At 48.8% G+C, this 18,605-nt stretch carries 14 protein-coding genes; 6 read left to right on the forward strand and 8 right to left on the reverse strand.

The features are described from left to right. Positions 1-7 precede the first annotated feature (7 nt). From KVT36_RS05065 to KVT36_RS05085, 5 genes are all read right to left on the reverse strand, one after another. Entirely contained in the window at positions 8-2,242 is a 2,235-nt protein-coding gene (locus KVT36_RS05065; protein WP_217602411.1) for a TonB-dependent receptor, read from the reverse strand. Positions 2,243-2,350: 108 nt separating this feature from the next. Further along, on the reverse strand, positions 2,351-3,181 hold the full coding sequence (locus KVT36_RS05070; protein WP_217602412.1) for an SDR family oxidoreductase: 831 nt from the start codon (positions 3,179-3,181) through the stop codon (positions 2,351-2,353). Between the two features lie 84 nt (positions 3,182-3,265). Next, positions 3,266-4,066, reverse strand: coding sequence for an AraC family transcriptional regulator (locus KVT36_RS05075; protein ID WP_217602413.1), 801 nt, complete (start codon positions 4,064-4,066; stop codon positions 3,266-3,268). Between the two features lie 111 nt (positions 4,067-4,177). After that, positions 4,178-4,879, reverse strand: a complete 702-nt coding sequence (locus tag KVT36_RS05080; RefSeq protein WP_217602414.1) for a LytTR family DNA-binding domain-containing protein — start codon at positions 4,877-4,879, stop codon at positions 4,178-4,180. Further along, a complete protein-coding gene (locus KVT36_RS05085) occupies positions 4,876-5,898 on the reverse strand; it encodes a sensor histidine kinase (RefSeq protein ID WP_217602415.1) in 1,023 nt (340 codons plus the stop codon). Before KVT36_RS05085 ends, KVT36_RS05080 begins: the two co-directional genes overlap by 4 nt. 339 nt (positions 5,899-6,237) lie before the next feature. Here KVT36_RS05085 and KVT36_RS05090 point away from each other — a divergent pair, with 339 nt between their 5' ends. Continuing rightward, a complete protein-coding gene (locus KVT36_RS05090) occupies positions 6,238-6,528 on the forward strand; it encodes a hypothetical protein (protein WP_217602416.1) in 291 nt (96 codons plus the stop codon). A gap of 20 nt (positions 6,529-6,548) precedes the next feature. Here KVT36_RS05090 and KVT36_RS05095 read toward each other — a convergent pair whose 3' ends face one another. Together KVT36_RS05095 and KVT36_RS05100 are read right to left on the reverse strand one after the other, a co-directional pair. Then, positions 6,549-7,415, reverse strand: a complete 867-nt coding sequence (locus KVT36_RS05095; protein WP_217602417.1) for an NAD(P)-dependent oxidoreductase — start codon at positions 7,413-7,415, stop codon at positions 6,549-6,551. A 141-nt stretch (positions 7,416-7,556) separates the two neighbouring features. Continuing rightward, positions 7,557-7,814 carry a hypothetical protein gene (locus KVT36_RS05100; protein WP_217602418.1) on the reverse strand — a complete coding sequence of 86 codons (258 nt, stop codon included), beginning with the start codon at positions 7,812-7,814 and terminating at the stop codon, positions 7,557-7,559. Between the two features lie 122 nt (positions 7,815-7,936). Between KVT36_RS05100 and KVT36_RS05105 the strand changes: the two genes are divergently transcribed. The 5 genes from KVT36_RS05105 (at position 7,937) to KVT36_RS05125 (ending at position 18,003) form a co-directional block, all read left to right on the forward strand. After that, positions 7,937-8,557 (forward strand): RNA polymerase sigma factor, encoded by a 621-nt coding sequence (locus KVT36_RS05105; protein ID WP_217602419.1) that lies wholly within the window; start codon positions 7,937-7,939, stop codon positions 8,555-8,557. Between the two features lie 129 nt (positions 8,558-8,686). After that, entirely contained in the window at positions 8,687-11,056 is a 2,370-nt protein-coding gene (locus KVT36_RS05110) for an ABC transporter permease (RefSeq protein WP_217602420.1), read from the forward strand. A gap of 571 nt (positions 11,057-11,627) precedes the next feature. Next, positions 11,628-12,656: a FecR family protein gene (locus tag KVT36_RS05115; protein ID WP_217602421.1), complete on the forward strand. Its 1,029-nt coding sequence runs from the start codon at positions 11,628-11,630 to the stop codon at positions 12,654-12,656. A gap of 19 nt (positions 12,657-12,675) precedes the next feature. Next, positions 12,676-16,233 (forward strand): TonB-dependent receptor, encoded by a 3,558-nt coding sequence (locus KVT36_RS05120; protein ID WP_217602422.1) that lies wholly within the window; start codon positions 12,676-12,678, stop codon positions 16,231-16,233. Positions 16,234-16,251: 18 nt separating this feature from the next. Beyond that, on the forward strand, positions 16,252-18,003 hold the full coding sequence (locus KVT36_RS05125) for a RagB/SusD family nutrient uptake outer membrane protein (protein ID WP_217602423.1): 1,752 nt from the start codon (positions 16,252-16,254) through the stop codon (positions 18,001-18,003). Between the two features lie 78 nt (positions 18,004-18,081). Here the strand turns inward: KVT36_RS05125 and KVT36_RS05130 are convergent, their stop codons facing one another. Next, a complete protein-coding gene (locus KVT36_RS05130) occupies positions 18,082-18,510 on the reverse strand; it encodes a VOC family protein (RefSeq protein WP_254639840.1) in 429 nt (142 codons plus the stop codon). Positions 18,511-18,605 lie beyond the last annotated feature (95 nt).

Below are 18,605 nucleotides of genomic sequence, written 5' to 3' on the forward strand. Positions count from 1 at the left end.
ATAATTATTAAAGATTATCGTTAATGAAGTCCTCCGTCCGGTCAATACCAAAGCTCATAAAGAGGCCGATGTAGTAGCTGCGGCTGGCAGTGGGCAGCATGGGTACTTTGTTCATGCCGTTATAGCTATACTGGTAGCCAAACACCTGTTGAGTGCCCAGTATGTTATTCATGCCAAAGCCAATACCGGAGAAATCTTTATGTTTCCATTTCGGGAACAGGGAAAACATATAGGCGCCGCTGAGGTTCACGTTATGATAGGCGCGGGTAGTGCCCTGGTCAAAGACCTGCGGGGTCTTGTCCTGCGGGGAACGGATATCGTAATACGGGCGCCCGGTCGCAAAATTGTATACCAGGTTTACATTCAGGTTAATGTCGGGGAAGTAACGTTTTACGGCTAAAGAGGCGGTGTGCGGTGTGGCAAAATTGGGCTGCAGCGCATAGGGAAAGTTCAGGTAATCCCGTTTGGTATCCAGGTAAGTATAGCTTACCCAGTAATCCAGGTTAGGAATGGTGCGTTTATCGCGCCAGAACAGCTCTATGCCTTTGGCATCGCCGCTGCCATTGTTGTTAAGAACGGGGGCTGTTTTAACAAGGTCCTGGTATTTTTTATAATACGCTTCTATACGTAACAGCCGGTTGTTAGCCTTTTTAGTGTAGTTGATGATGTAATGCGTAGCCTCTGAAAATTGAAGATTGCGCTGCTGGTATAAAAATTCGTTCTCCGGTTTCTGGTAAAAAATACCGTAAGCAACATTCACCTGCCCGCCATCCGGGAAACGGTAGGCCAGGCTGGCGCGCGGCGCTACGGTAGTGCGTTGTAGCAGGGTAGAGCGTTCCACACGCACACCGGCCCTTGCCATCATGTTATCTGTAATATAAATATCGCCCTCAGCAAAAGCAGCGCTTAGCTGATCGGTTAATGGATAAATGCTGTCATTGCTGCGGTAACGGTCCTGCGTATAAAAATGTTCTACGCCCATATGCAAGGCCTGGTTATGGGCAAACAAACGTGTTAGCACCGCACGGCCCTGTGCAAAATTGGTTTGGGTTTGCCAGCTGCGGTACTTCCATGAAAAAGGCGTATTTGGAATAGGTATGGTTTCATGAGCGTTGTTCTGCAGCTGGTACGACATTCTATCCTTATTATAGCTATATGCGCCACCGGCATTCAATTGCCAGTTAGGGACCAGCATTTCGCGGTAGCTGATGTTGCCGTAAAAGTTGCGGCTATGCAGCTCAAATGCGCCCTGCAGGCTGCTGGTATCAACATCTGCGTTGCGCATGCCAATGTTGCTGAAGGTGCTGTTGGCATATATTTTCAGGATGCCGGTTTTGCTGGTCTTTACCCGGTAGTTGGCTTCGCTGCGGCCATATTCCGGTCCGGTAAAATAATCCGGCCGTTGTTTGATCACGCTGTTATAGGGCTGCAGGTTGCCATAATCCGCACTAATGCCATAGCTGCTTTGTTTGTTCCTGGCCAGCTTTTGAAAACCTGCGCCGCTGTTAGATGGGAAAATGTGCAGGCTGGCAGAGGATGTTTCCGGCAGGTCCACGCTTTCCAGTATCAGCGCGCTGCTCATAGCCTGCCCGTATTGGGCAGAGTAACCGCCGGTGCTGAACAATACGCCTTTAAATAAGAATGGATTAATACGCGCGGGTTGAATAATACCCGGTACGCTGGCAAAGTTGGGGTTCTTTAGCAGGGTACCATCTACAAACTGTTTGGTTTCTTCGCCTGTGCCGCCGCGCACAAACAAACCTTCCCGCTCACCTATTTGTTGTGCGCCGGGTAAGGAGCGCAGGGAGTTGGAGATATCACCGTTATTACCCGCCACTGTCATGGCATCCATGGGCGTAAGGGAAGCGCCTTTGGCTTTATCGCTTGCTTCAAAAGCGCCGGCGCTGATCACTACCTCGCCCAGCGTTTTATTCTCATTGGCCAGTGTAACGTGAACGGTTATACCAGTATCGGGGATCATAATCCCGCGCTCATAGGGTTTATACCCGATGGATGAAACTGCCAGTACCTGTTTGCCTTTGAGTGCAGTGCTAAGCTGGAAATAACCGGCGCTGTCTGTAACTGCTCCGGCTGTGCTGCCCTTGATAGTTATGCTGGCGCCTTCAACGGCAGCCTGCTCTTTGTTGGTAATATAACCAGCTATTTTTACCTGGGCGGTAGCGGTAATATACAAGGCCCCGCTACACAGTAACAAAATAATAGGTTTAATGTAAGCCGCCATAGTATGTGTTTTTATGAACACAAAACTAGGCGGCCTCACTACGCGGGTTTAGCGCAATCTATTTGCCGGTTACTTGCTGCGACAAAAAGGGGAAATGTGCGTACCTGGTTAAACAGTAGGTACCCCGATTTCACCAAATACAGTTTCTTCTATACCTTTCCGGAACAGTTCCGCACCCTGCCACAGGCGTTGGGCGTAAAATGCTTTTGCATCTTCGCCGGCCTGGTAGCGCAGATGATCTTTTCCATCTGTAGCGGCTTCATATACCACTTCGGCAATCGTTTCAGCAGACGAATATTTTTCCGGGTCCCACAGCCTGCCAAAAACGGAAAATACCTGCTCCATCATATTGCCATAGGCTGCATTCGGCTGGCCGGTTTGCAGGGAGCGGGTACCGAAATCAGTTTTAATAGCGCCCGGCGAAACGGTTTTGATGCCTATACCCAGCTGGCTGAATTCAAAGGAAAGGCTCTCGCTCAAGCCTTCCAGCGCCCATTTGCTGGCATGGTACACGGCTGAAAAAGGTACTGTTATTAACCCGCCTATAGATGTAATGTTGATGAACAAACCGCTTTTCTTTTCCCTGAAATGCGGGGTAAAAGCCTTAATGATCCTGATTACGCCCAGCAGGTTAGTATCCAGCTGGGTAGTGATTTGCTCATCCGTATAACTTTCCAGCGGGCCTACCAGGCCATAACCGGCATTGTTCACCACCACATCTACAGGGCCTGATGCCAGGGCCTGTTGTACGCAGGTATCTATTTGCGCCGCATTGGCAACATCCAGCTTCAGTAAGTGCACATTATCCAGCTGTGTAAGTTCCGTTTCTTTTTCAGGGCTGCGCATGGTAGCAATCACTTTCCACCCGCGGGCGGCAAATAACTGAACGGCCGCTTTACCCAAACCACTGGAAGTACCAGTAATGAAAACAGTTTTCATTTGATTCAATTTTAAAAAGATTAAAGAATAGTGTAGTGTGCCGGTAAAAGGCTTTACCGGTTGTATTAATTGATTAAGCGGCGTTTATACCATGGACGGATTTACGCCAAAGAATTGTTTAAAGGAATAAGAGAAGTGCGAAAGGGTTTCAAACCCTACATCCAGGTACACATCCGACGGTTTTTCGCCCCGCTCCTTGATCAGCTGATAGGCTTCCTGCAACCGCTTTTGCTGCAGCCAGCGGTTAGGCGTTGTATGAAATACTTTTTCAAAATCACGTTTAAAGGTGGCCAGGCTTCTGCCCGTGAGGTAGGCAAATCTTTTCATGTCCACATTATACCGGAAATGCTGGTTCATAAATGCTTCCAGGTCTATTTTGCCCGGTGCGCTAAAATCAAACAGCAGGCTGGCCAACGCCGGCTGTGCCTGTAACAGCAGCAGGATGGCTTCCCGCTTTTTCAGCAATATCAGCGGTTCCGGCATGTCCAGTTTAAAATACGGCAGCAATGACTGAAAGTAATTTTCCAATAACACATTGGGCGGCAGCTGTAATACTGCTTTCTCTATTTTGCCGGGGGCGGTATGCGCAGCATGCTCTTTATAAAAATCCAGCAGCGTATCCTGGTCCATTATAATAGCAATAGACTGGTAATTGCCATTTGCCGGTGGATGTTTAATGAATTTTGCCAGGTGGTTCTTGGGACTGTACATATAATCCCCGGGCCTGAAAGTGCGGGTATTATTCCCATCCAGTACGGTTACCGATCCTGAGATCAGGTAACTCAGGCAATGTTCTGGCATGAAATGCTCCCCTTGCCGTTGTACCGCCGGATATTCTGAATATACAATGCCTTGCAGGTTCTTTGCTAATTGCGCATGCTCCATAGTGCCTTGCTTGAATTACGATACAAATATCAGTAATAAAACGGAGTGCAGGTTTCGTGGAAAGCTCAAAGTTGCTTTCGTTGAAAGCTCAGGATTGATAGTCTATGGACTTCACCGGTTAATCACCTTATCCAGGTTCCCTTTATAAAACTCGCTCAGGGGCAGCTCCAGCTCTCCTATACAAACCAGGTCGCGTTTAATAGCTGTGATCTTAGGGGCTGCAATAATGAAAGATTTATGGGTGCGTATAAACTGCGCGGGTGGTAACTTTTCTTCAATGGCTTTCATGCTCATACGCGTGATCACCGGTTTTTTGGAGGAGCCTACATGGATCTTGATGTAATCTTTCAGCCCTTCCACGTACAGGATATCTGCTATCAATACCTTTACCAGCGTATATTCCACGTTCACAAAAAAGTGATCAGGCGCAGGTTCCGCAGCAGGCGTATAGGGCTGCCGTAAAAAACGCTCATGCGCTTTGTTGCAGGCTTTCATAAAACGCTCAAAGGAAACGGGCTTCAGCAGGTAATCCACCACATCCAGGTTATAGCTTTCCAGCGCATACTGCTCATAGGCGGTAATAAGAATGGTCATGGGTGGATGCGGTAAGCTTTGCAGCAGCTGCAGGCCGTTGAGCCCCGGCATCTGTATATCCAGGAATAAGAGGTCGATGGGAGTGCTTTGCAGGATGGTGGTAGCTTCCAGCGCATTGCGGCAGGCTTTTACCAGCTGCAGGAAAGGTACCTGCCGGATGTTGTCTTCCAGCAGCTCCAGCACCAGTTTTTCATCATCTATGGCCAGGCATTGCATCATTTTAACTGCAGGGTTAAGGTAGTGGAAAATACATCATTTTCCTTTTGTACTGCTAAGATATGCTGTTCCGGGTATAAGAGCTTCAGGCGCGAGCTTACATTGGCCAGCCCTATGCCGGAATTAGCATCTTTACTATCCTTCACATTGTCGCCGCTGTATTTATTCCGCACTGTAAACGTAAGGCGGTTCTCCGCCACCACCAGGCGAATGTAGATCCAGGGATCATCGATCCAGCCAATACCATGTTTAAAGGCATTTTCCACAAAAGGGATCAGCAGCATGGGCTCAATGCTGTAAGGGCCAGCGCCTTCTTCCAGCTCAATAATGGTTTCTATCTGCGTATCGCTGCCAAAGCGCAGCTTCTGCAGCTCAATATAACTTTTCAGGTAAGCGATCTCCTTATCCAGCATCACTTTTTTGCCTTCGGAATCGTAGAGCATGTACCGCATCAGCTCCGAGAGCATAATGAGGGAAGGCTCCATCAGGTCCGACTTTTTCCTGGCCAGCGACACCAGGTTCGTGAGCACATTAAACAAAAAGTGAGGGCTGATCTGCGAGCGCAGGAACTTCAGCTCCATAGCCAGCTGTTCGGCCTGCCTTTCTTTCTGCGCCTTTTCATACCGTACCTTATCCACCACCAGCCGGTATATAATGCTGGCCACTATGAACAGCATAATGGAAAAGAACAGCATAGCGCGGATGGATGCCGTTATGGCGATCTGGGAGTAGAACGCTGCCAGGATCCCGGTTTTGGCATAATTAACGCCCATTACCAGCACCACCAGGCTCAGGATGTATAACCACCAGTACCGTTTATTCATCAGGCGGGGATACAGGAAATAGGCGTTGAGGTAAAAAGCGCAGATGTGCAGCAGCGTGCTTATGAACCAGAAACTACCCGGCAAAGCGCCGGGCGGGGGCTGGGTACCTGCTGTGAGTAAATGCGGCAGCGCCATTAACGCTCCCCAGATCAGCACATGCAGGGTTATAATACCATATATAGTATTGGTGCTCCTCATTTCAACAGAATAAGTTAACAAATTTATCTGTAGGATGTACCCGCCGCTCAAGTAGTAGATGAGACGGGGGTTTTTGTAGACAAGCGAGAGTATTTTGTATATTGGCGGCCCATAACCCGTCATCTTTAAAACGAGTACCGTGCTTATCTTCCGGAAATGCTTATTGCTGGTTATCAGCTGTATTACGCTAGGCATACAGGCCCGGCAGTATTATAGTAGAATCAGCTAATTTATCGAACTATACCCATCAAACGGCCAACTACTAACAGCCAGGAGCCAACTGCCAACAGCTAACTAAAAACCGGCCCCAAACTTGTGGCCGTTATGTAAAAAAGTCTCATGGCTGCCCAAACCATTATAATCAGCTTCAACGGTAAAGATGAGGATCTGCATGTGGAGCAGGAAACATACAACGGTAAACCTGCATATTATTTACAGGACGGTGACCTGTCCAAACGTTTTGAAGGCCATATTCCGGATAACCTGGTGATTTTTGAAACCGGGGAAGGTGTGCAATGTTCTCCCCGGGTTATTACCCTGGAAGGACGGCATATCCTGGAATCCATCTGGAATGGTATCAGAAAGAAGGGTTCAGACACTCCCCAGCCTTACGGCCCGGGATTGGGATGAAAATAGTTGGCCAACGCCAACTATTTTTTTACTACTTCCGCTACCGCAGTTACGTCATGCTCTCCAAATCCTGCAGCCACTGCCTGCTCTAAGAGTCCCTGCACTGTTTTGCCTACCGGCATATTGCTCCCTGTAGCTACTGATTGCTGTAATACCAGGTTGGCATCTTTCAACGCCAGCTTTAAACCAAAACCTGCGGGTAAATAATTTTCCTTTAACAAGGCTGCGCTATAGTTAATATAAACCGGTGCGCCGAAAATAGTTTGTGTAAGCATGTTCATCCACATCGCAGCATCAATGCCGCTTTGTTTGGCCAGGTGAATACCTTCTGCCATGGCTGCTACGCTGGAAAGTATCAGGTAATTGCTGCACAGCTTAGCCGCCGGTGCGCCGGTCACCTCTTTCCCAAATTCCCATATAGCTGCGCCGCCGGCATCAGATAATAAGGGTTTAATACGATCAACCTCTTCAGCGTTGCCGGATACCAGCATGTTCAGCTTGCGGGCCCTGGCTGCTTCCGGCCTGCCCAGTATAGGTGAGGAAATGTAGTAGTTGTGGTGCTGATGGTGTAAGGCTTCCAGCACAGTGGCTGTTGACGGTAAAATAGTGCTCATGGAAATGTGTACGCCGCCGCGCTTCAGGTGGGCTGCAATACCATCCGGCCCTTCCGTAATGTTTTTGAGCGCCGCATCATCCGATACAATGCTGAATACCACATCGCACATAGTGGCCAGCTCTTTTACAGATTCGCACAATATGGCGCCTTTATCTACCAGGTGCTGCGCTTTGGCTGCGGTGCGGTTATACACATACAGCTGGTGTGTTGCCAGTAAATTTTCCGCGATGGGAGTTCCTAAATTGCCGAGTCCAATAAATCCTATTTGCATGTCTTTATATTTTTGAGGGTAATATTACGCAATGCGTTGTAAGATGTGCAACAAAAAGGGGAGGAGATGGTTAAAAAAAAGAAATGCTGACAGCATTTGGGAAAAGTGCTGGCAGCAAACAAACATACACATGCAGGCAGGTTACGGATTCAATTTATCCAGTATCTCCTGCCAGATGAGGCGTGCGATCTGCTCGCTTTCCACGGTCTTTAAGCGGTCATCAAATTTAATATGTCCATTGGCCCTGAATTCCAGCCGTTCCGGGATGATGTTATCTAATTGTCCTTCATCTGCACCCGGTTCTACGCGGTAGGTAACTTCTTCTTCCTGGTGGTCAATGGAAATAAATAACTGATAAGGCTTATCGTTTAGTACGATAGTTATGATATGTTTTTCCATATTAAAAGTGCTGCAAGGCGCGTGCCATGAAAAGGGGAAATTTTGTATCTTCCCAAAGCCATAAGCAAAACGTAAGCAGCTTTCTGCTTTACGCTTTCTGCTTTCAGCCAAAATCAACACTTATGAAGGAAGCCATAGTACCACCGGTGGCGGCCTTGAACCAGGCTCCCGCGCAGCCGGCATGGTGGCAGCAGTTCCGGGAGGGTAACCGCGATGCTTTCGCCCTGATCTATCACACCTACGTGGATGACCTATACAGTTATGGCCTGCATTTCTGCGGAGATGCGGAAAAGGTAAAGGACTGCCTGCAGGAGCTGTTCCAGGACCTGTGGCATAGCCGCCAGCAGCTGGCAGAAACGGTGGTACATATACGTTATTACCTGCTCACCGCATTCCGCCGCCACCTGTTACGCAGCCTGCAGAAAGACCGGCGCTGGCGTAAAACAGACGATACCATCCCCTTTGATTTTGAATGCATTCCGCCCCGGGAACACCACATTATCCAGGACGAGATCCGTAAGGAACAATTGCAGCAGCTGCACTCCGCCCTGGCCACTTTAACCCGCCGCCAGCGGGAAGCTATTTACCTGCGCTTTTTCCAGAACCTCTCTTACCAGGAGGTAGCTGATATGATGGGTATGAAAGTAGATTCCGTGTACAACCTTATCTCCAAAGCCATAGGGCTGTTAAAGGAAATACTGGCCCTGCCGGTGCTGCTTTTGCTGGTAAATAAAGGCGCTTAAAACACTGTTCATATTCGCACACGGCCTGTGTTAAAACCGGACATGCCGGTAGATCAGAGTAATTGATTATCAGTGTAGTTATGAACTGGCACTGTATTGGAAAACCAGCGTTGATCAATCTGCCTTCCCATGTTCAGAAGTTATCTGCTCTCCGCTATCAGGATCATGCAACGTAATCTCAGCTATGTATTGTTGAATGTATTTGGGCTTACCATTAGTGTGGCCTCCTGCCTTATGACCTTTTTGATCGTACGGAATGAGCTGGGGTACGATAGCTTCCATCACAAAGCCAACCGCACTTACCGTGTTACCCTGCATGCGCTGGATTATAACCCCAGCGTGTCTATGGCTATAGCGCCCGCATTACGCAATGATTTTCCGGAGCTGGAAAACGTATCGCAGGTGTGGTACCGCAACAATGGCCTGGTAAAAATAGGACAGCAGCGTTTCCCTGCAGATGGTTTCCTGTTTGCAGACGGGCAGTTCACCGGCATTTTTGATTACCAATGGCTGCAGGGCAATCCCCGCACCGCTTTATCAGAACCCAATACCATTGTGCTTACAGAAAGTATAGCCAGGAAATATTTTGGAGATAAGGACCCCATGGGCCAGCTCCTGAACCTGGATAACCGCCTGGACCTGAAGGTTACCGGTTTAATTAAAGATGTACCGGGTAATACGCATTTGCCTTTCGGGTTCCTGGTATCTTTTGAAAGCATCCGCAAAGACCTTGAAAAGGGCAGCGCTATGCGCGAGTTCTATGCCATTATGGGAGGCAGCACCTATATTGTATTACCGGAACATTACCCGGTGGCAAACCTGGAAAGGAAGCTGCCCGGTTTTATTACAAAGAACTGGGGTGCGGATATTGCCAAAGAAGCCACCCTGCCTTTACAGCCCCTGCGCGATATTCACTTTGATCAGCGTTACCTCAATAATACTGTTAGCCCTACCGCTTCCCGCAGCACTTACTGGGCATTGGCCATCGTGGCATTGTTTATTATTATTACTGCCTGCATCAACTTTATTAACCTGGCCACGGCGCAGGCTACACGCCGCGCCAAAGAAGTAGGGGTGCGCAAAGTGCTGGGCGCTAACAGGCCGCAGCTCATCCGCCAGTTCCTGGGAGAAACGGCTTTCCTGGTCATTATTTCCCTGCTGCTGGGCATTATCATTGCTTACCTGTTTATGCCGCAGGCTGTTAACTGGCTGGATATTAAGCTGGATCATACGCAGATCTTCCAGCCTGTTATACTGGGTTTAGTGCTCGCATTGGGGCTGCTGATCGTTTTGCTGGCAGGCTTATACCCGGCCTTTATACAATCGGCGTTTAAACCGGTGTTGTCTTTGAAAAGCAGTACTGGTAACAACTTCCGGGGATTAACTTTGCGTAAGAGCTTAGTATTTGTGCAGTTTGCCGCCTCCCAGATCCTGATCGTAGGCACCTTAATAGTAGCCCGGCAAATGGATTTCTTCAAAAACCAGGACCTGGGTTTTAACAAAGAAGCCGTGATCACCTTTAATCTGCCCGACGAATCCAAACAGCAGATAATAGCGCAGCAGCTGGCCAATGATCCCGGTATAAAAGATCTCAGCTTTTCTTCCGGTGCGCCTTCATACAACAGCAGCTTTGCGCCTTTCCGTGCACCGGAAATAGGCCTGACCAAAGACGATGTAACGGAGATCAAGTTCATTGATGAACATTACACCGACATGTTTGGCCTGCGTATGCTGGCCGGTAACAAGATCGTTAAGCAACATGAAAATGATACCACCCACCAGCTGGTGATCAATGAAACGCTCATGCACAAGCTGGGTATTCAAAACCCGCAGGATGCCATTGGTAAGGGGTTCATTGCATCCGGCGAACCGGTTATCATTACCGGTGTTATGCAGGACTTCCAGAGTGAATCCAAGCATAAAAAGAGAAGGCCCTGCATCCTGTTATACCGTGCCGGCCGTTTCTTTAGCGCCAGCGTAAAGCTGCAGCCGCAGCACATGCCGGAAACTATTGCCCGTATTGAAAAAGTATGGACAGCCCTTTTCCCGGATGATCTGTTCGACTACGAATTTATAGATGATCATATTGCACAGTTCTATAAGCAGGAGCAGAAAGTGTACACCGCCTTCCGGCTGTTCTCTATCCTGGCTATTTTAATAGGCTGTTTAGGACTGTATGGACTGGTTGCTTTTTCTGCCGTACAACGTACCCGCGAGGTGGGCATCCGTAAAGTATTGGGCGCCTCTATACTTAATATTGTAGGCCTCTTTGCAAAAGAATTTATGCTGCTGATAGCTATAGCCTTCCTGATAGCGGCACCGGTGGCCTATTACATGATGCACGCCTGGCTGGAGAATTTTGCTTACCACATCGGCATTAACGCCGCTATTTTCCTGGCCGCACTGGCAGTATCTTTTATTATTGCCGGGGGTACTATTGCGTATCAGTCGGTGAAGGCGGCGGTGGCTAATCCGTTGAAGAATTTGAGGACGGAGTAGGGGGGATTAAGGGAAACAAAGGTTGCATTTTTTAATTGATCCATGGTATGATGATTCAGCCATATGGGAGCTTAACATTGTAACCCTGCATATGCAAATGGTGAGGCCTTTTACTGATTACATTGATAAGGAATACACAGACAATGTAATCTGGTAACTAAAACGGTTTCGAACGGGGGCCATCTCCAAATTGATACATATGTCATTTCACCACCCATGCACTTATTCATGTTAGTTAAGCACCCTAAACTTTTCCAGGCGCACTCCCGCATTGCTTGCAGGTTCCAAACAAAGGACCTTGCCCGGCGTCACCGGCTTGATAATGCCCCATCACCTAACTAAACCATAAGTGACAACCCAACGCCCCATAACCATCCAAACAGGCGGGCGCAGTCCGTGTTTGGACCTGCAAGCATGTAAAGCCAAGATACGCCTGCAAACATCCGCACCAAGGCATCTCCGGTAACCTAAATTAAGATCAACCAGTGTTCCCAAAAAAACTTTTCAAAAAACTTCCCCAAAACTGATGAGATTTCTCCCCTCCGCGTCTCTTTAATAAAAACAACACCCTTTGACGGAAAAAGCCTACCACTTATATACTACCAGGGACTTTATCCTGGATGAGGACTTTCAGCAATGGGTGCTGCATCCGGATGTGAAAAATACCTATTACTGGGAATCCTGGCTGCGCGAGCACCCGGAAAAACGCGCTACCATTGAAGCTGCCGTTACCCTGGTACGCAGCATACAGTTTAAGGAATATACGCTTACAGAACAGGAAAAGGGCCAGCTATGGGATAATATCTGGGAACATCAAACAGGGGAAGAAGAGCTGCCCGTTATAAGAAAACGCTGGTGGGCCAGCTGGAAATACGCAGCCGCAATTATATTAATAGCCGCCACGTCATTATGGCTGATGCAACAACGATCTTTTAAGCCGGTAACGTATAGTGTATATACGCATTTAGGAGAAGTAAAACGCGCCTGGCTGCCGGATAGCTCTTTAATAATATTAAATGCCGGATCCCGCCTGCTGTACACGGGAAAAGCAGATCAGCGGGAGGTGTGGCTGGATGGAGAAGCCTACTTCCATGTAAGGCATAACAACCAGCGTTTTATAGTACATACGTACGACAAACTATCGGTAGAAGTATTAGGCACACAGTTCAACGTCAATAGCTTTGGAAATAAGATTATGGTAGTACTGCAGCAAGGACAGGTAAAGCTGAACGTACCGGCCGCCCATGCACCAGAAACGCAGCTGTACCTGCAGCCCGGTGAAATGCTGAACTATAATAAGCTGGATGGCAGCTATGCCAAAAGCAATGCACCGGTAAGCCGCCTCCTGGCCTGGACCAGCAGCCGCGTGGAAATGGAGAACTATACCTTATCAGATGCCGCAATCTTTATGCAGCAGGTATTCGGCAAACGATTGATCATGGCCGATTCACAGCTACTGCGCTACCAGGTATCCGGCTCTATGCCAGTGATCTATAATGCCGATACCATGATGACACAATTTGCAAAAGTATTCAACGTAAAATTCAACCAAAAGGAAGAGTATATCTATATACGGAAGGGAAGTAACCGGGGTCACTAACACACAAAAAAAAGTACACATGCAAAAATGTTTACGTGTGCTGCCAATGCACATATTGGCGCTCGCATGGCTATGCCCTGCACTTTACGCGCAGGATCTGACAGCCGTTGCTGCAGGTCCGGCGGGCACTCCAAGGGAAGTAACTTACCAGCTGGAAGAGCTTACCCTTAAAAATGTATTCCGGCAAACAGAAAACCGCTTCGGCATTTCCATAGCCTATAAAAGCGAGCTGGTAAAAAGCCGTAAGGTAAAGCTGGACCTTACCCTGTACCACTCGCCGGAAGAGATCCTCCAAAAAGCGCTCAGCCCTTTTAACCTGTCGTTTGAAAAAGTACGCGACCGCTTTTACCTGGTCACGGAAAAGAAAGCAGCAGAGCAGCTGGAAACACCTACTGCGCCTGTGCTGCAACAGCAGCAGCGCCCTATTCATGGCAGGGTAACAGATAAAAAAGGCGTACCCTTACCCGGGGTAACTATAAAGGTAAAGGGTACACGAAACGGTGCGCTTACGGATGCAGATGGTAACTATACCCTGAATATTGAAGGTAGCGGGAGCGAAGTGCTGCAAGTATCCTACGTAGGTTATGAAAGCCGGGAAATACCCGTAGGCAGCCAGTCAGCGCTGGATGTAACCCTGCAGGAAAATACCAGCTCACTCAATGAGGTAGTGGTAACCGGTTATACCTCCCAGCGTAAAAAAGATCTTACCGGCGCAGTTACCATTGTTAAGGTGGCAGACATGAACAAGCAGCCCACCGCGCAGGTAGAGGATCAGCTGCAGGGGCAGGCCTCCGGCGTAACGGTCATAGGTTCCGGGCAGCCCGGCGCGGCGCCCATGGTACGTATCCGCGGGGTGAACACCTTTGGCAATAACACGCCCTTATATGTGGTAGATGGTGTACCCACGCAGAACATCAGTGACCTGAACCCGAATGATGTAGCCACCATGCAGGTGTTAAAAGATGCCGGCGCCGCATCCATTTACGGCTCCCGTGCATCCAACGGGGTTATCATCATCACCACCAAAAGAGGCAGCGGTAAAGTAAAAGTGCAGTACGATGCGTATTACGGCCGCCAGTATCCTAAAGGCGGTAATGTATGGCATGCGCTGAACCCGCAGGAAATGGCTAACCTGCGCTGGATGGCATATAAGAACTCCGGCATTGCCAACCCGTCGGATACGCTGTATGGCAGCGGCCCCACACCGGTGCTGCCGGATTACCTGCTGCCCGTAGGGCTCAAAGAAGGCGATCCCCGTACGGATCCTTCCCTGTATTATGTAAATCCTAACTACACAGACCAGGACGATTTCAATAATTTTTACCGCATTACCAAAGCCAATAAAGCAGGTACGGACTGGTATCACGAAGTTTTTAAACCCGCGCCCATTACCAGCCATAACCTGTCTGTAAGCGGCGGTGGCGACCGTGGTAACTACCTGTTCTCACTCAACTATTTTAACCAGGAAGGTACCTTAATGAACACCTACCTGAAACGCTACACCCTGCGCTCCAACAGCCAGTTTAATATTACAGATCATGTAAGGGTAGGGGAAAATATATCCGTATCCGTTACAGATAACCCCAGCATAGAATCATTGACCAGTGAAAATGCAGTATCCATGAGCTACCGCCAGCAGCCCATTATACCGGTGTATGATATTATGGGCAACTTTGCAGGCTCCTATGGCCTGGGTTTGGGCGATGCGGCTAACCCTGTAGCACAGCAGTACCGCACCCGCACCAATAAAGGGCAAAGCAACCGCGTGTTCGGCAATGTGTATGCGGAGGTAGACCTGTTCAAATACTTCACTGTACGCACCAGCTTTGGCGGCGAGGTGTATTCCAGCTGGGATCATACCTTCACCTATCCCCAGTATGAGAACAGGGAAAATTCTTCCCTGAACTCTTACAGTGAAAATTCCGGCAACGGTCATAACTGGACCTGGACCAACACCCTGGCTTTCCAGCACACCTTTGCCGGCGCGCATGACCTGAAACTGCTGGTAGGTACAGAAGCCTATGATGAACGCGGCAGAACGCTGAACGGCACCACACAGGATTTCTTTACGTTTGATCCCAACTACGTGGATAACTCCACCGGCGGCGGCGGGCAAACAGCTGCCAATACCCGTTTCTCCAATGCGCTGGTATCACTCATCGGCCGCCTGGATTACAGCTACCGCGATAAATACCTGTTAGGCGCTACGCTGCGGCGCGATGGATCGTCCAAGCTGCTCTACAACCGTTATGGCTGGTTCCCGGCCGTAAGTGCAGGCTGGCGCATTTCCCAGGAGCAGTTCATGAAAGGCCTTACCTGGCTCACCGATCTGAAGATCCGCGGCGGCTGGGGCATAATGGGTAACCAGTTTAACCTGTCTCCCTACAACGCATATACGTTATTCAACGGCAATAAGAATTCATCCTATTATGATCTTACCGGCTCTAACAACAGCATCCTGCAAGGTTTTCAGCCGTACCAGATCGGTAACCCCTATGCTAAATGGGAAAGTGATGTTAATACCAACATAGGTATAGATGCCAGCTTGTTCGGCGGTAAGCTGGAAGTATCTGCAGATTATTACCAGAAGAACATCAAAGACCTGCTGTATAATCCTGAGCTGCCCGGCACTAACGGCGTAGCGCAGCAGCCATATGCCAACGTAGCCAATATGTCAAACCACGGGATAGACATTACCATTGGCACGCACACCAACATTACCAAAGAGCTGCAGCTGGATGCAACCATCACCTTTACCACCTATAAGAATAAGATCAAAAAAATAGCAGAGGGCATTAACTATTTTGATGAGGATGGCCGCCGTTTTGATGGCAGCACCATCATCCGCAATGCAGCCGGCCACCCGGTTTCCTCTTTCTTTGGATATAAGGTAACAGGTTTCTGGAATGATGATAGCGAGATAGCTGCTGCCGATGCAGAAGCGCAGAAAGCCACCGGCGATCCCAACGCCACTTACCAGACAGATGCCAGTTTGGGCCGCTTCCGTTATGCAGACATCAACCATGACGGACAGATCACCGCAGATGACCGCACCTTCCTGGGCGATCCTAACCCGGATGTATCCTACGGTATTAACCTGGGCCTCAAATACAAGGGATTTGATTTCAGCATTTTCCTGTACGGCGTGCAGGGCAACCAGATCTGGAACAACGTAAAATGGTGGACAGACTTTTACTCCTCTTTTGACGGCGCAAAAAGCAAAACCGCCCTGTACGATTCCTGGCGCCCGGATCATAAGAACGCCAAAGCGCCTATCCAGGAAAATGCCGGCTCTTTCAGCACCAACAACGTACCCAACTCTTATTTCGTGGATAATGGCGCTTACCTGCGCGCCAAGAACATACAGCTGGGATACACGTTGCCGGCTGGTATGCTGAACCGCTTGCATGTAGACCGTTTGCGGGTGTACATACAAGCGGCTAACCTGTTCACCATCACCAAATACAAAGGCATTGATCCTGAAATTGGTGGCTCCGGTGTAACGGACTTTGGTATTGACGAAGGAGCTTATCCCAGTCAGCGGGAGTTCCTGGTAGGTGTGAATCTCTCTTTCTAAACCATTAAAAAGTAAGTAATGCAAAACATACGTTTAATAGGTAGTATATCCATGCTGGCAGCCGCTCTGCTGTCACAGTCCTGCAGCAAAAGCTTCCTGGACCGTGCGCCGCTGTCGGCCTTAGATGAAAATGCCCTTACCACTAAAAAGGGCGTGAACACTTTGCTTATTGGCGCCTATGGTGCGCTGGACGGGCAGGATTATAAAGATGGAGATATGGTGAACCTTTCCGGCGGCAGCGGTTATGCTGTATCGCCGGACAACTGGATCTACGGCAGCGTGTGCGGCGGTGATGCGCATAAAGGCAGCGACCCCTTTGATTCCCCGGCCACCATGGCCATCGCGGCTTTTAAGGGAGATGCCAGCAACAGTTTTTTTAACGATAAATGGCGGGTGGATTATGAAGGCGTAACCCGCTGTAATACTGTGTTACGCATACTGCCGGCTGTAAAAGATATGTCGGAGGATGAGAAAACAGAGGTGGAGGCAGAAGCCCGCTTTTTACGCGCACACTATTATTCTGATCTGAAGAAGATGTTTAACATGGTGCCCTGGATAGATGAAAAACAAAGTGACTTTAAGATGCCCAATGACCAGGATATATGGCCCGACATTCAGACGGATTTCAAATTTGCCATGGATAACCTGCACGAAACGCAGGAAGAAGCAGGCCGCCCCAATAAATGGGCTGCCGCCGCTTACCTGGCCAAAACCCTGTTATACCAGCATAAGTTTACAGATGCCAAAACCTTGTTCGACCAGATCATTGCACAGGGCATTACTTCCAAGGGAGAACGTTATGCGCTGGTAAATAAGTTCGAGGATAACTTTGACGCAGCTACGGAAAACAATTCCGAATCCGTTTTTGCCATTCAATACGATGCGAACGATGGTTCCGGCACCACCGCCAATGCCAACCAGGGCGAGATGCTGAACTACCCCTACAACGGGCCTTTCAGCTGCTGCGGTTTTTACCAGCCATCACAAGACCTGGTAAACTCCTACATTACAGATGGCGGCGGTTTGCCTTACCTGGATGCCTATAACCAGCATAACGCCAATACAGAAACCGTAGATCCACGCCTTGACTGGACGGTAGGCCGCCAGGGCATACCTTACCTTGACTGGGGCTTGCACCCCGGCGCAGCCTGGGCCCGCGATCCCGTGGATGCCGGTGTATACTCCGCCAAAAAGAATGTGTACTGGCAGGCCACGCAGGACGATTATTATGATCCCCGCAGCTGGGCCCCCGGTAATGCCATTAACTATAACCTGATCCGTTATGCGGATGTGTTGCTGATGGCTGCCGAATGTGAAGTGCAGCTCTCCAGCTTTGCCAAAGCAGAAGAGTATGTAAATATGGTGCGTAACCGCGCCGCCATACCAGCCGGCTGGGTGTATAAGTATAAGGATAACAACAAACCAATGGGCGGCTTCTCTACCACGCCCGCAGCTAATTACAGCGTAAAGCCTTACCCCGCAGGTACCTTTGCCTCCAAAGGGCAGGCTTATGCCTTAAAGGCCGTTTACTTTGAGCGCAAGCTGGAGCTGGCCATGGAAGGTCACCGCTTTTTTGACCTGGTGCGCTGGGGCCAGGCAGATGTGGCTATTAACGCCTACTTTGCCTTTGAAGGCACCATTACTACAGATGTAAGAGGCGCGCATTTCACTAAAAATGTAAATGAATATTTCCCCATTCCGCAGCGCCAGATAGATCTGAGCCTGAAGAATGGCACTGCAACATTAAAACAGAACCCTGGTTATCATTAACAAAGTGTGCCACACCAAAAAGGTGTGGCACACATAAATTAATTGCAGTCACAGGCCATTTGGCACAGCTCCGGCATCTTACGAACCGGGTTGCTTATTGCTAAAATTCACCATCCAGCAGACGCCAAATTTATCTTTAAAAGATCCGAAGTAATCCCCCCAAAACATATCCGCAAGAGGCATTTCAACTTTGCCGCCCGCGGAAAGTCCATTAAAAAGCCGTTCAGTATCTTCACGGCTATCAGGTGTAATAGAAATGTAATTGTTATTGCCTACGTTCAGCACGTGTCCCGCAGAAGGTAAGCAATCAGACGCCATTAAAAGCTGACCCTTACCAACAGGAAGTGCAACATGCATAACACGTTTCTTTTCGTTTTCGGGCAGGTTCTCCGTTCCCGGGGCATCTGTCATTCTTTGAAGAAATAACTCTCCCCCAAAAACAGATTGATAAAATATAAATGCTTCTTCAGCATTTCCATCAAAATTTAAATAAGGATTGAAAGTCATGATCGTTGTTTTAGATATGCTTACAAAACTATGTGATTTTCAATCTATAAAGATGGGTTGATTGCGTCATTCTCCGGGTAAATTGCGTCAATCAG

It is taken from the genome of Chitinophaga sp. GbtcB8 (assembly GCF_019091455.1).
Lineage (GTDB): Bacteria > Bacteroidota > Bacteroidia > Chitinophagales > Chitinophagaceae > Chitinophaga.